The sequence below is a fragment of the Allokutzneria albata genome (genome assembly GCF_900103775.1).
GTDB classification, from domain to species: domain Bacteria; phylum Actinomycetota; class Actinomycetes; order Mycobacteriales; family Pseudonocardiaceae; genus Allokutzneria; species Allokutzneria albata.
Genome location: NZ_LT629701.1, coordinates 5499425 through 5513511 on the forward strand (window position 1 = coordinate 5499425; position 14087 = coordinate 5513511).

The window sequence follows — 14087 nt, forward strand, 5'->3', positions numbered from 1 at the left end:
GTCAGGACCGGACGCGGCGCTTGGGCTTGTGGTCCAGGTGGGACAGGCCGTTCCAGCACAGGTTGACCAGGTGCGCGACCACGTCGTCCTTCTTCGGCTTGCGCGCCTCCAGCCACCACTGGCCGGTCAGCGCGACCATGCCCACGAGCGCCTGCGCGTACAGCGCGGCCAGCTTCGCGTCGTAGCCCCGGGAGGAGAACTGCTGGCCGAGGATGTCCTCGACCTGGCTGGCGATGTCGTTGAGCAGACTGGAGAAGGTGCCCGTGCTCGCCGCGACCGGGGAGTCCCGCACCAGGATCCGGAACCCGTCGGTGGAGTCCTCGATGTAGTCCAGCAACGAGCTGGCCGCCCGCTCCAGCAGCTCCCTGGGGTGGTCGGCGACGGAGAGCGCGGAGACCATGCCGTCCAGCAGGACCTGCATCTCGCGGTCGACGACGACCGCGTAGAGCCCCTCCTTGCCGCCGAAGTGCTCGTACACGACGGGCTTGCTCACCCCGGCGCGGTGCGCGACCTCCTCGATGGAGGTCCCGTCGAAGCCCTTCTCCGCGAACAGCTTCCTGCCGATGTCCAGCAGCTGTTGCCGTCGCTCCTTGCCGGTCATCCGTACACGGGCCACCGGAGCTCCCCCTCCCGCGATGGCGGCACGCGTGTGTCGGCACCGTCGCAAGTGAACTGTGGCGACAAGTTTATGCACTTCGCCAACGAATTACCGGGGACCCCTGCGAGGAGGAGCCCCCGGTGCCGTAACGCCTCGGTGCCGATCAGTGCTGGTCGACGGTGATCCGCGCCAGCCGCGCCTCGGTGGGCCAGCGGACGTTCCACACCCAGCCGAACTTCTCGAAGATCCAGATGACCCGCGCGGAGGTGTCGATCTGGCCGCGCTTGACGCCGTGCCGAGCCGAGGTCGGGTCGGCGTGGTGCAGGTTGTGCCAGGACTCGCCGAAGGACAGGATCGCCAGCGGCCAGAAGTTCGCCGCCTTGTCCTTGGACTTGAACGGCCGCTCGCCGATCATGTGGCAGACCGAGTTCACCGACCAGGTCACGTGGTGCAGCACGGCGATGCGCACGACGCCCGCCCAGAAGAACGCGGTGACCGCACCCCACAGGGACCAGGTGATCAGGCCGCCGAGCAGCGCGGGCAGGCCGAGGCTGAGCACGATCCACAGCACGAACAGCTTGTCGACGCGGCGGATGTCCTTGTCCGCCAACAGGTCCGGCGCGAAGCGCTCGGCGTTGGTGACGTCCCTGCGCAGCATCCAGCCCATGTGGGCGTGCCAGAAGCCCTTGGTCAGCGCCCATGGCGAGGTGCCGTAGAGCCACGGCGAGTGCGGGTCGCCCTCCTTGTCGGAGAACGCGTGGTGCCGCCGGTGGTCGGCGACCCAGTGCAGGATCGGGCCCTGCACCGCGCTGCTGCCCGCGATCGCGAGCATGACGCGCACCCAGCGCTTGGCCTTGAACGAGCCGTGGGTGAAGTAGCGGTGGTAGCCGACGGTCACGCCGAGCCCGCCGATGTAGTAGAAGACCAGCGCGAGCGCGACGTCCACCCAGCCGAGCCCCCAGCCCCAGGCGAAGGGGACGGCCGCGATGAGCGCCAACGTCGGGATGATCACGAACGCGAACACGACGATCTGCCCGACACGGGAGCGGGGCTCGTCGAACATCGGCTTGGGGCCACGCGCGGGCTCCGCCCCGGCTACCCCGGGACGCGTGGAGGGCTCGGATGTCAGCGTCATGCGTTGGCTACCTCGTCACTTCGGCACAGGCGAGTCCGTACGACTCTTCCCTACGGCTACGGAACCGTAACCTACGCAAGCGTAAGTTGAGCGTGAGCCACCCGTCACCCCCCGAGTGACAACTCACGGCGTGTCGCATCAAATCGGGCGTGTCGGGCACCGGCGGCCCGCGGTGTTCCGGGATCACACCGGCACCGAGCGGCGGATCGCGGATGATCCCCGGCATGACGACTTCACCCGTCGCCGAGGCCCCGGCGGAGCGGCCGTCCGCGCGACGCAGGTCACCGCGGCGCCGCCTGGCCGTGTTCGTCCTGGTCATAGTGCTGCTGCTGGGCGCCGCGGCCGCGGGCGGCTCGTACTACTACTCGTCGGTGCTGCTCGTTCCGAACCACTCGGCGCCGCGGTACTACGACGAGGTCTTCGCCGTGCACGACCGCAACGGCGTGAAGAGCGTCACACTGGCCGAAAACGAGGGCACCCTGCGCCCGGGGATCTGGGACATCCGGTGGTCCACCGAGCTGTCCGGCTCCGCGCAGGTCGGCGAGATCCTCGGCCGCTCACCCGGAAAGGTGGAGCGGCGGCTGCTCGGCGGCGCGCTACCGCCGATCGGAGCGCGCGTCCGGGTGAACGCGGACGTCTGGGGAGCGGGCAACCCGCGCACGGCCTTCGGACTGGACTTCAGCGAGGTCGTGGTGCCGACCGAGCTGGGCGGCGCCAAGGCCTGGTACGTCGGCCCGCCGGCCGGGATCGAGCCGCAGACCTGGGTGATCGCGGTGCACGGGCACAACGCCAGCTACACCGAGACGCTGCGGATGATCGGCCCGCTGCACCGGGCGGGGCTGGCCTCCCTGTCGATCAGCTACCGCAACGACCGGGACGCCCCCGGCTCCGCGGACGGCCTGCACCACCTGGGTGATGCGGAATGGCGGGACGTCGAGGCGGCCATGCGGATGGCGCTGGGCAACGGCGCCAAGCGGTTCGTGCTCTACGGCTACTCGATGGGCGGGGCGGTGATCGGGCAGCTGCTGGCCAGGTCGGCACTGGCCCCCAAGATCGCCGCGGTGGTCCTGGACTCGCCGGTGGTGAGCTGGAGCAGGACCCTCACCTTCCAGGCGGAACAGCGGGGCCTGCCGACCTTCCTGGTGCCGCTGACCAAGACCATCAGCGGCTGGCGGGCCGGGCTGGACTTCGACCGGTTCGACCTGGCGCAGCGGCCGCCCGCGACGCGGCCGGAGACGCTGCTGCTGCACGGGGACGCCGACACCTCCGTCCCGGTGAGCGCCGCCCGCGAGCTGGCCTGGGCCGCCGGGAAGCTGAACTGGCCGCTGCGCTACACCGAGATGCCGGGTGCCGGGCACGTCGCGCTGTGGAACCACGACCGGGCGAGCTACGAGCGAACGGTGACGGACTTCATTACCAACTCCGTCGCGGCCGCGGGGCGCTGACCGGGGAAAAGCTGTCGGAAAACAGCCAGAAGTGTGGCCTGCCTGCCACGAACGGCGCGCGCATGCCACCATGTCGTTGCGTGCGGTAGCGATACCGCGCGCGATATCGCCCACTATCCGCCGTGGTGTAACGGCAGCACCTCAGATTTTGGTTCTGATGGTTCAGGTTCGAATCCTGGCGGCGGAGCGGACGGGCCCTCCCGGTGTACCCGGCACCGGCGAGCGCGCCCGGCACGGTGCCCGCGACCACGTCGTGGCTGTTCACAAGGGGGGTGAATGCACCTGCAGCAGGAGACCGGCGTCGACGGTCCCGCGTACGGCCCGGACGAGTCCCGCACGGGACGGCGGCGGCTGGAGCACCTTCCCCCGGAGCAGACCGACCTGGAGCTGTCCACCCCCGACCTCCCGGTCATCCCGATCCGCCCCCTGGCCGAGCCCTCGGAGGGGGAAGCGGCGCCCGGAAGCCGGCCCGTGGACCAACCCTCGCGCCAGGAAAGACATCAGGACGCGCCACCGCCCGCCCTCGCCGAGGTCTCGGACGCGTGGCTGGTCGGCCGTGCCCGGGAACTGACCGCGACGGCGCAGTCCAGCGACCTCGAGGCCCAGCTGGCCATCGCCCGCGAGGCCGACGACCTGCTCGCCGAGGCGCAGCGGCGCGGCGAACCGAGAATGGTCGCGCAGATCCTGCGCTCCTCGGTGATCGTCCGCCTGGTCACGCCGGGGCTCGGCGAGCTGACCGATCCGCTGCTGGAGGAGCTGCTCAGCCACACCGGCAGGCACGGGCTGATCGTGCTGCAGGCCGACGCGCACGCGCTGGCCGGACGCCGCGCGCTGATGTCCGGTTACGAGGACACCGCGCTCTCCGAGGTCGCCGCCGCACTGGTGATGCTGGAGGGCGATCCGGTCCCCGACGTGCTCTTCGGCGGCCGCAACTGGGCTCGCCTGCTGGCGGCGGCCTGGGTCGACATCGGCCTGGTGCTCACCCAGCTCGGCGTCTACGAGCTCGCCGACGAGGTGCTGGCCCGCGCGAACCTCTGCGTCCGGGAGAACGGCGGGCCGCACGAGATCGCCGTGCACATGATCAACAGGGTGCGGCTGCTGCTCGGCTGGGGCCTGCGGCTGGAGCGGGTGGGCAAGGGCGACGAGGCCCTCGACCGGTTCGCCACCGCCTCCGCGCTCGCCGTCTCGGTGGAGGGTCCGTGGCGGGAGTCGCTGTTCCCGCGGCGCAGCGACCGCCCGGCCGCCGCGCAGGTGCCGATGCTGGGCGCGGCGCACGCGCTGTCCCGGCCGGGACCCGAGCACATCGCCTCGCTGGAGGAACTGCTCACGCTGTCGATGTACCCCAGAGAGCAGATCGTCACGGCGATCGCGCTCTCGCGCTGCCTGGAGATGGCCGGGCGGGACGTGGAGGCGCAGCGGGTCCTCGGCACCACGCGCAAGCAGTTGGAGCGCGACACCAGCGAGCCGACGCTGATGCTGTGCCTGGTCCGCGAGTACGCGCGGCTGTGCGGGCCGGACGGCGGCCGGGAGACGAGCAACGCGCTGGAGGCGTACGCGACCGCGCTGGAGCACGAGCTGTGGACGCTGCGCGAGGCGCGGGTGGCCACACTGCTGACCCGGCTGGAGCACGAGCGGCTGAGCCGCGAGCACGGCGCGATCGCGCAGCAGGCGTTGCAGGACCCGTTGACCGGGCTGCCCAACCGCCGCGCGCTGGACGAGCGGATGGACGCGCTGGTCGCCACCCCGTCGGCCTACCCGCTGTCGGTGGCCCTGGTGGACCTGGACGGCTTCAAGAGCGTCAACGACCGGTGCTCGCACGCCGAGGGCGACGACGTGCTGCGGGTGATCGCGAGCACGCTGCGCGACGCGCTCCGCGGTGACGACCTGGTCGGCCGCTACGGCGGGGACGAGTTCGTGGTGCTGCTGCCCGGGGCCCCGCTCGGCGCGGCCGAGGCGGCGCTGTCCAGAGCGGTCGAGGCCGTGTCGCGGCTGCCGGTGGACTTCTCCCGTGGCGTCACGCTGTCGATCGGCGTGGTCTCGGTGCGGCCCGCGGAGACCCCCGGGCAGGCGCTGGCCCGCGCCGACGCCGCGATGTACCAGGCCAAGCGCCAGGGCGGCTGCAGGGTCGCGGTGAGCGGCGCGGACACCGCGGACGACCTGCCGCACTCGCCGAGCTGGGTGCCACCGCCCGGCCCCTGAGCGCCAACCCGGAACAGACCCCCGGGATTTTCACTTTCCTGATTCGCCTGTGGTCCTCGCCACAGCGCTGGTCCTAGAGTGCGGTGGTCCGATCGGAGCAGAAGATCTTCGCGAGGGGGTGCCGCCGATGCCCCGGACCCCCGGCGATGACGCCTCCCCCAGCGGCGAATGGCTGAACGAGCGCGGGAACGTGCTGCTCGCCCGCGCCCAGAGCGTGCCGGTGCACGAGCGCTGGGCCATCCTCGCCGAGATCGACGACCTGCTGGCCAAGGCGCGGCGCGGGGCCTCCGGCGAGGTGCTGGCCGCGACGCTGCGCCGGGCGCTGGTGCTGCGGTTGCTCACCAATCCCGACGACGAGTCGGTCGCGTCGCTGCTGGACGAGCTCGAAGCCACGGCGCGCGCCCACGAGCTACCGCTCTACGAGATCCACCACTACGCGCTGCGCGGGCGGTTCGCGATCCGGTGGGCCCTGCAGAGCGACGCGCTGGTCGCGGCGGCGCGCGGGCTGGCGATCATGGCGGAGCCGCTCGACCCGCCGGAGGGCACGGCCCCGGCGGCCTGGGGCAAGAAGGTGGCGTGCGCGCTGTTGACGCTGAGCGGCACCCTGTCCGCACTCGGCACGTACGAGCTGGCCGAGGAGACGCTGGACAACGCGGAGCGCCACATCGCGGCCGACGACGTGCACCAGCGCACGGTCCTCACGATCAACCGGCTGTGCCTGATGCTGGACTGGGGCCTGCGGCTGGAGCGCGCGGGCTTCGCCGAGCAGAGCGCCGAGCGCTTCGCGGCGTCGGAACGGCTCGCCCGCACGGCCGAGGAGCTGTGGGGCGGCTCGATGTTCGCCGAGGACGCGGCGGGCAAGGCCGCGGACGAGGTCGGGGCGATCGCGGTGGCCTTCGCCCTCGCCGATCCGAACGTCTCGCACGTCGACCGGCTGCTGCGGCTGCGCGAGGTGGTGCGCGAGCCCGGCGAGCTGATCCAGCTGACCGTGGCGCTGGCCCGCTGCTTCGCCGACCCGGGCACCGGGATCGCGTTGATCACCGACCTGCAGCGCGAGTTCAGGGGCAGCACCGAGAGCAGGCTGCTGCGGCTCACGCTGACCTGGGAGCACTCTCGGCTGTTCGCCGTCCAGGAGGGCATCGACCCCGCGGACAACCCCGTCTACCAGCACGCGATCGCGATGGAGGAGCACCTCTGGGGCGTCCGGCAGTCGGTGATCGACACCATCCGGGCTCGCGTGGAGCACGAACGGCTCGCCAGGGTGCACGGGACCGTGACCAGGCAGGCGTTGCAGGACCCGCTGACCGGGCTGGCCAACCGCAGGGGGCTCGCCGAGCGGATGCGCGCGGCTGCGCTGGCGCCTGGCGACCCCGCGGTCATCGTCGCGGTGCTCGACCTCGACGGCTTCAAGGAGGTCAACGACCGGCTCAGCCACATGGTCGGCGACACGGTGCTGCGCGCGGTCGCGGACACCCTGCGCGGCGCGGTCCGGGCGGACGACCTGGTGGCCCGCTACGGCGGGGACGAGTTCGTGGTCGTGCTGCCCGGGACGGGCACCGAGCAGGCGCGGGCGGCGCTGGAGCGGACCGTGCGGGCGGTCGCGGCGCTGCCCAAGGCGGTCGGGCACGGGGTCACGCTGTCCGCCGGGCTGACCCGGCTGCGCCCGGGGGAACCGGCCGAGGAGACCCTGCGCCGCGCCGACGCCACGATGTACGTGGCGAAACACCAGGGTGGCAACCGGGTGGCGGTCGGCTGACGACGCGGGGCCGGGGCCGGTCGGGGCACCCGTAGGATCGCCCCCGCCGGGGTCGCCGGTTGGAGGGCCCCGCGTGTCTGTCGCGAAACGACCAAGGAGAGCTCTGATGCCACAGGGCGCACCCGCCCCAGGCTCCTCCAGCGGCCCCACCACCCCAGGACCGGTCAACGCAATCGTGCTCGCCGCGGGCGAGGGCACCCGAATGCGCTCGGCCACCCCGAAGGTGCTGCACCCGCTGGCCGGACGGCCGCTGATCGAACACGCCGTCCGGGCCGCGGCGGGCCTGGACCCCGCTCACCTCGTCGTGGTCGTCGGCCACGGCAGGCAGGCGGTCGGCGAACGGCTGGAGAGCATCGGGCACCAGCTCGACCGCAAGATCGTCACCGCCGTGCAGGACAAGCAGAACGGCACCGGGCACGCGGTCGGCTGCGCGCTCGCCGCCCTGCCCGCCGGCGCGGACGGCACCGTCCTGGTGACCTACGGCGACGTTCCGCTGCTGACGACCGCGACCCTGGAACGGCTCCTCGACGAGCACCGTGACCAGGGCAACGCGGTGACGGTTCTCACCGCCGTCGTGCCCGATCCGTCCGGTTACGGCCGGGTGCTCCGGGACGCCGACGGCGGCGTGCTGGCCATCGTCGAGCAGAAGGACGCCACCGAGGAGCAGCGCGCGGTCCAGGAGATCAACTCCGGGGTCTACGCCTTCGACGCGGCGGTGCTGCGGGACGGCCTCGGCCGGATCTCCACCGCCAACGCGCAGGGCGAGCTCTACCTCACCGACGTGCTCGGCATCGCCCGCGGCGACGGGCGCAAGGTCGGCGCGCTGGTGTGCGAGGACGTGTGGCAGGTGGAGGGCGTCAACGACCGCGTCCAGCTGGCCGCGCTCGGCGCCGAGCTGAACCGGCGGCTGGTCACCGGCTGGATGCGCGAGGGCGTCACGGTCACCGATCCGGCCTCGGTCTGGCTGGACGCCGACGTGGTGCTGGCCCGCGACGTCGTGCTCGAACCGAACGTCCAGCTGAAGGCCGCGACGCAGGTCGGCGAGGGCGCGGTGGTCGGCCCGGACACCACGCTGAGCTCCTGCTCGGTCGGGGCGGGCGCCTCGGTCGTGCGCACCCACGGCACCGACGCGGAGATCGGCGACGGCGCCTCGGTCGGCCCGTTCGCCTACCTCCGCCCCGGCACCCGGCTCGGCACGAAGGGCAAGATCGGCACCTTCGTGGAGACCAAGAACGCCAAGATCGGCGAGGGCACCAAGGTCCCCCACCTGACCTACGTCGGGGACGCCACGATCGGTGACTTCAGCAACATCGGCGCGGCCACCGTCTTCGTCAACTACGACGGCGTGACCAAGAGCCACACCACCATCGGCTCGCACGCCCGCACCGGGGCCGACAACATGTTCGTCGCGCCGGTCACCGTGGGCGACGGCGCCTACACAGCAGCCGGTTCGGTGATCATCAACGACGTGCCCCCCGGCGCGATGGGGGTGGCCCGGGCCAAGCAGCGCAACGTTGAGGGATGGGTCACACGCAAGCGCTCCGGCACGCCTGCGGCGGAAGCCGCGGCGCGAGCACTGGCGGCGAACAGCGATGATGAGTCCGGCAACGACGCGGAGGACGGGAAGTGAACGACATGACCGTGAGCGCGAGCGCGATGTCGGCGACACCCAAGAAGAGCCTGATGCTCTTCGCCGGGCGCAGCCATCCCGAGCTGGCCGAGGAGGTCGCCAAGCACCTGGACGTGCCGATCACGCCCCAGGCGGCGTACGACTTCGCCAACGGCGAGATCTTCGTCCGGTTCGAGGAGTCGGTGCGCGGCTGCGACGCCTTCGTCATCCAGAGCCACGCCGCGCCCATCAACCAGTGGGTGATGGAACAGCTGATCATGGTCGACGCGCTCAAGCGCGCCAGCGCCAAGCGGATCACCGTGATCATGCCGTTCTACCCCTACGCGAGGCAGGACAAGAAGCACCGCGGCCGCGAGCCGATCTCGGCCCGGCTGATCGCCGACCTGTTCAAGACCGCGGGCGCCGACCGGATCATGACCGTGGACCTGCACACCGCGCAGATCTCCGGTTTCTTCGACGGCCCGGTCGACCACCTGCTGGCGATGTCCCTGCTGGCCAACCACGTGCGGGGCAAGTACAGCGACGCCAAGCTCACCGTGGTCTCCCCCGACGCCGGGCGCACCAAGCTGGCGGAGAAGTGGGCCAACACCCTCGACGGCTGCCCGATCGCCTTCATCCACAAGACCCGCGACCCGCTCAAGCCGAACGAGGTGGTGGCCAACCGCGTCGTCGGTGAGGTCAAGGGCCGCACCTGCGTGGTGATCGACGACATGGTCGACACCGGCGGCACCATCGCCAAGGCGGTGGAGCAGCTGCTCGACGAGGGCGCGGCGGACGTGATCATCGCGGCCACCCACGGCGTGCTCTCCGGCCCGGCCACCGAGCGACTGGCCAACTGCGGGGCCAAGGAGGTCATCTTCACCAACACGCTGCCCATCCCGGACGAGCGGCGCTTCCCGCAGATGACCGTGCTCTCCATCGCGCCGCTGCTGGCCAAGGCGATCCACCAGGTCTTCGACGACGGCTCGGTGACCAGCCTGTTCGACGGCGAGGCCTGATTTCGGCACCGGCCGAAGCGTCCGTGCGGGTGCGGCCCCACCTCCGTAGGGTCCGCACCCGCACCAGCACCAGCACCAGCACCGACACACGTACGGAGAAACATGATCGTCTGGACCGGTTGGGGAATCCTGACCATTCTCATCGCGGCGATCGGCGGAGCGGGCGGCAGCGGCATCGGTGTCGCGCTCGGCGGTCCCAGCGACTCGGCCAACCTCGGCACCGTGATCGGCCTGCTGCTGGCCGGCGTGGCCATCTGGTTCGTCGGCGAGCGGCTGAACCGGCCCGTGCAGGGCTTCGACCAGGCCACGGGGCAGCCCGTGCTGTACCGCAACCGGCACCGGCTGTTCTGGGTGCCGATGCAGTACTTCGGCCCGATCGTCGGCCTCGCGGCTCTCGGGGTCGGCGTCGGCATGCTGTTCTGAGGGCGTCCACGCGTCGGAAGGGCCCCGTCGATCCCGGCGGGGCCCTCGGCATGTCCACGGGTCTCGTGCCGGTTCGCCGGGTTGGGGGATTGCGGGAAACAGCCCCCGGTTAGGCCGTGGGAAAACCACGGCCTACACTTGCCGGGTTGTCTCGGCGAGGTCGGGTCGTCGCACCCGGCGTGATCGACGCGGCGGCTCATCGGCCGCGCGCATTCACACCCTCCCGCGCCGCCCGCCGCCGCAGACCGCCGACTACTGAAGTTGATCACCCGACGTCGCAAGGGAGCACCACCGTGTCCGAGGTCCGTCTCGCAGCCGAGCCGCGCACCGAGTTCGGCAAGGGTGCCGCTCGCCGCACCCGCCGCGCTGGCAAGATCCCCGCGGTCCTGTACGGCCACGGTTCCGAGCCCAAGCACGTGGCCCTGCCCGCGCTGGAGTTCGCCCGCGTGCTGCGCACCCACGGCACCAACACCGTGCTGGCGCTGGACCTCGGTGAGGGCAGTGAGCTGGCGCTCACCAAGACCGTCACCACGCACCCGCTGCGCAACTACATCGAGCACGTCGACCTGCTGCTGGTCAACCGCGGCGAGAAGGTCACCGTCGACGTCACCGTCGCGGTCACCGGCACCGCCGCCTCGGGCACCCTGATCACCCAGGAGGCCACCGAGATCCAGGTCGAGGCCGACGCGCTGAACATCCCCGACGGCTTCGAGGTCTCGGTCGAGGGCGCCGCTGTCGGCACCCAGATCCTGGCCGGCCAGGTCGAGCTGCCCGCGGGCGTCACCCTGGTGACCGACCCGGAGGCGCTGCTCGTCAACGTCGTCGCCGCCCCGAGCGCCGCCCAGATGGAGGCCGCTGTCGACGCCGAGGGCGCCGGTGTGGTCGAGGACGCTCCGGAGTCCGAGAGCTGATTTCGCCCACGACGTCGGGCACCCAGCACTGCTGACGGCGCGTCGCCCGCGAGGGGCGGCGCGCCGTTCTCGCTTCCCAGGGAGAGGGTCATGGTCGGCACGGACGGGCTGGCGCTGGTGGTCGGCCTCGGCAACCCGGGTCCGGGTTACGCGGGCAACCGGCACAACATCGGCTTCCTGGTGCTCGACGAGCTGGCCGGGCGGATCGGCGGCAAGTTCAAGTCGCACAAGGCCGGCGCCGACGTGCTGGAGGGCAGGCTCTCCGGGAGCCGGGTGGTGCTGGCCAAGCCCCGCTCGTACATGAACCTCTCCGGCGGCGCCACGGCGGGCGCCGCGCGGTTCTACAAGGTCGAGCCGTCTTCGGTGGTCGTCGTGCACGACGAGCTGGACCTGCCGTTCGGCCAGGTGCGGCTCAAGCTCGGCGGCGGCGAGAACGGCCACAACGGGTTGCGCAGCATCTCCAAGTCCCTGGGCACCAAGGACTACCTCCGCGTCCGCTTCGGCATCGGCCGTCCTCCCGGGCGCCAGGACCCGGCCGACTTCGTGCTCAAGGACTTCACCAGTACCGAGCGCAAGGAACTGGCCTTCGCCATCGACCTGTGCGCCGACGCCGTCGAGGGCCTGGTGTCACTGGGCCTCGAAGCGGCCCAGAACAAGTTCCATCCGCTGTCCTAGCCTCGCGCGCGGCGGAGCAGGTCGGCCAGGAGCGCGGCGATGTTCCACGCGTCGTCGACCCCGCGGTGGTGGGTGCCCTCCAGAGACAGGCCCGCCAGCTCGACCGCGCGGTCCATCCCCACCTCTGCCTTCAGGTTGTGCGCCAACGCGAAGAGCGTCTTCACGTTGATGTGCCGCGAACCGAAGGGGTACTTCGCCCCGGTGGCTTCGCACTGCCGCCGGAACTGCTTGCGGTCGTAGTCCCCATAGCTCGCCCAGACCAGGTCCTGCGAGCCGAACTCCTCGCGCAGCACCGCGCACGCGTCCACAAAGGACAGTCCATCGGCGACGTCGGCCGCGGTGAGCGTGGTCAGCTCCGTGCAGAACGCGCTGACCTCGGAGCGCTCCGGCCGGACCAGGATCGCCCTGCGCTCACCGCGTTCCAGGGTCGCGGTGTCCAGCACGCACACGCCGATCTCGATGATCTCGTTGACCTGCCCGGCGGGCGGTGCCCCCTCCCAGCAGGTCGCCTCGACGTCCACGACCAGCACCCGTGCCGAGCTTCGCTTTCCCACGACGGCGGAGCGTACTTCCCGTGCCCGCGCGACGCCTCGCAGTATCGAGCTGCACTCATAGCGGGAACGAAGCCCGCTATGAGTGCGAGAGCCCTGGCGGTCAGGAGGGGATGAACTTCCTGGCCTCGGTGCGGCGGAGCTTTCCGGAAGGCGTCTTCGGCAGGGTCGCGGGCGGGAGGACCACGACGGCCGCGGGGCGGACTCCGACGGCGTCCATCACCCGGGCCGCGATCTCCTTGCTCATCGCGCTCTCCGCCGCGGCGTCGCCCGCGTGCTTGGACTCCACCGCGACGGCGAAGCGCTCGCGCCGGTCGCCGGCGTCGAGCCGGACCGCGACGGCGTTGCCCGCACGCACGCCTTCCACCGCCCCGGCGGCGCGCTCCACGTCGGTCGGGTAGATGTTGCGGCCGCCCATGATGATGACGTCCTTGCGGCGCCCGCAGACCACGACCTGACCGTTCACGAGGTAGCCCTCGTCACCGGTGTTCAGCCAGCCCTCACTGTCCTTCGTGGCCAGTGGACCGTCCATGGTGAGGTAGCCGTCGGTCACCGCATCGCCGCGGATGCGCAGCTCGCCGACCTCGCGCTCACCGAGCACCCGGCCGTCCTCGCTGACCGCCTGCACTTCCAGTCCTGGCAACGGCGGGCCGAGCAGCGGGAACTCGCGGGACTTGACCCCGTCCTCGGCGGGAACCGCGATGTGCTTGTCCGCCAAGGCTTCCGCGTCGACGACGTCCACCTTGAGCCCGGTGTCCAGCGGCGCGAAGGACACCCCGAGCGTCGCCTCGGCCATGCCGTACGCGCTCACCATGCACTCCGGCCGCAGCCCGAACCGCGCGGCGGCGTCGGTGAACCCGCGCACCGAGGCGGGGTCGATCGGCTCCGCCCCGTTGAGCGCGAACCTCAGCGTGGACAGGTCGATCGCTCCATCGTCCAAAGTGGACAGACGACGACCCGCGACCGCGTAACCGAAGTTCGGCGCGGCGGTCACCGTGCCGCGGTACTTGCTGATCAGTTCGAGCCACATCAGCGGCCGCCCGACGAACTCCGCGGGCGAGGCCTTGACCAGTTCGGCGCCGAGGGTCATCGGCACGGTGAAGAAGCCGACCATGCCCATGTCGTGGAACAGCGGCAGCCAGGACACGAGCACGTCCCGGTCGACGTCGATCTTCGCCGTCGTCACCATCGCCTGGATGTTGGCCCACAGGCCACCGTGGCTGATCCGCACGGCCTTCGGGTCCGAGGTCGAGCCGCTGGTGAGCTGGAGCAGCGCGACGTCGTCCTCGCCGGTCTCCACCGGTTCGACCAAGGGCGCCGGGTGCGAGCGCAGCTCTTCGATCAACAAGAATTCGATGCCGTGCTGGCGCAAAGTGTCCGCCAGCGCGTCGAACGGCGCACCGAGCAGCACCCGCCGGGCGCCGATCATGCCGAGCACCTTGAGGGTGTCCTCGGCCCACACGGCCAGGTCTGTTCGCGGTGTGGGCTGGTGCAGCATGGTCACGCTGCCCCCGGCCAGCCAGCTCGCCTGCACGGCGGCGGCGATCGGCGCGGGGTCGGCGGCGAGAACGGCGAGCGAGTCGCCCTTGCGCACACCCGCTTCGACGAGGGCGGCGGCGGCCCTGTTGGCTTCCTCGTGCACCTCACCCCAGGTCCTGCGCCGGGGAGCGGCGGGAACGCCGGTGGTCAGGCCGCGGTCGGTGGACCGCGCCCTGCTCACCAGTGCCTCGATGAACTGGCTCATGGTTTCGGAGCCTAAGCCAGTC

Annotated in this window: 12 protein-coding genes and 1 tRNA gene; 9 read left to right on the forward strand and 4 right to left on the reverse strand. The window is 71.4% G+C overall.

Going from position 1 to position 14087, the window contains the following annotated elements; genetic code table 11:
- Position 1: 1 nt before the first annotated feature.
- Together BLT28_RS24620 and BLT28_RS24625 are read right to left on the reverse strand one after the other, a co-directional pair.
- Complete coding sequence (locus tag BLT28_RS24620; protein WP_030427531.1) at positions 2 to 601, reverse strand: TetR/AcrR family transcriptional regulator; 600 nt, start codon at positions 599 to 601, stop codon at positions 2 to 4.
- Between the two features lie 160 nt (positions 602 to 761).
- Entirely contained in the window at positions 762 to 1733 is a 972-nt protein-coding gene (locus BLT28_RS24625) for an acyl-CoA desaturase (protein ID WP_030427530.1), read from the reverse strand.
- A 224-nt stretch (positions 1734 to 1957) separates the two neighbouring features.
- On the opposite strand from BLT28_RS24625, the gene BLT28_RS24630 reads away from it, so the two are divergent.
- From BLT28_RS24630 to pth, 9 genes are all read left to right on the forward strand, one after another.
- Positions 1958 to 3178 carry an alpha/beta hydrolase family protein gene (locus BLT28_RS24630; protein ID WP_052406957.1) on the forward strand — a complete coding sequence of 407 codons (1221 nt, stop codon included), beginning with the start codon at positions 1958 to 1960 and terminating at the stop codon, positions 3176 to 3178.
- A gap of 116 nt (positions 3179 to 3294) precedes the next feature.
- A tRNA-Gln gene (locus BLT28_RS24635) sits at positions 3295 to 3365 on the forward strand.
- An 89-nt stretch (positions 3366 to 3454) separates the two neighbouring features.
- A complete protein-coding gene (locus BLT28_RS24640; RefSeq protein ID WP_081900033.1) occupies positions 3455 to 5377 on the forward strand; it encodes a sensor domain-containing diguanylate cyclase in 1923 nt (640 codons plus the stop codon).
- A 127-nt stretch (positions 5378 to 5504) separates the two neighbouring features.
- Positions 5505 to 7133, forward strand: coding sequence for a GGDEF domain-containing protein (locus BLT28_RS42595; protein ID WP_052406904.1), 1629 nt, complete (start codon positions 5505 to 5507; stop codon positions 7131 to 7133).
- Between the two features lie 106 nt (positions 7134 to 7239).
- Positions 7240 to 8763 carry a bifunctional UDP-N-acetylglucosamine diphosphorylase/glucosamine-1-phosphate N-acetyltransferase GlmU gene (gene glmU / locus BLT28_RS24650; protein ID WP_052406903.1) on the forward strand — a complete coding sequence of 508 codons (1524 nt, stop codon included), beginning with the start codon at positions 7240 to 7242 and terminating at the stop codon, positions 8761 to 8763.
- A gap of 26 nt (positions 8764 to 8789) precedes the next feature.
- Positions 8790 to 9761, forward strand: coding sequence for a ribose-phosphate diphosphokinase (locus BLT28_RS24655; RefSeq protein WP_030427525.1), 972 nt, complete (start codon positions 8790 to 8792; stop codon positions 9759 to 9761).
- Positions 9762 to 9863: 102 nt separating this feature from the next.
- Positions 9864 to 10184 (forward strand): hypothetical protein, encoded by a 321-nt coding sequence (locus BLT28_RS24660; protein WP_030427524.1) that lies wholly within the window; start codon positions 9864 to 9866, stop codon positions 10182 to 10184.
- A 293-nt stretch (positions 10185 to 10477) separates the two neighbouring features.
- Complete coding sequence (locus BLT28_RS24665) at positions 10478 to 11095, forward strand: 50S ribosomal protein L25/general stress protein Ctc (protein WP_030427523.1); 618 nt, start codon at positions 10478 to 10480, stop codon at positions 11093 to 11095.
- 90 nt (positions 11096 to 11185) lie between these two features.
- On the forward strand, positions 11186 to 11770 hold the full coding sequence (gene pth / locus BLT28_RS24670; protein ID WP_030427522.1) for an aminoacyl-tRNA hydrolase: 585 nt from the start codon (positions 11186 to 11188) through the stop codon (positions 11768 to 11770).
- Here pth and BLT28_RS24675 read toward each other — a convergent pair.
- Both BLT28_RS24675 and BLT28_RS24680 read right to left on the reverse strand, forming a co-directional pair.
- Positions 11767 to 12324: a 3'-5' exonuclease gene (locus tag BLT28_RS24675; RefSeq protein ID WP_030427521.1), complete on the reverse strand. Its 558-nt coding sequence runs from the start codon at positions 12322 to 12324 to the stop codon at positions 11767 to 11769. The two genes, pth and BLT28_RS24675, sit on opposite strands and share 4 nt — an antisense overlap.
- 100 nt (positions 12325 to 12424) lie before the next feature.
- A complete protein-coding gene (locus BLT28_RS24680) occupies positions 12425 to 14065 on the reverse strand; it encodes a fatty acyl-AMP ligase (protein WP_030427520.1) in 1641 nt (546 codons plus the stop codon).
- Positions 14066 to 14087 lie beyond the last annotated feature (22 nt).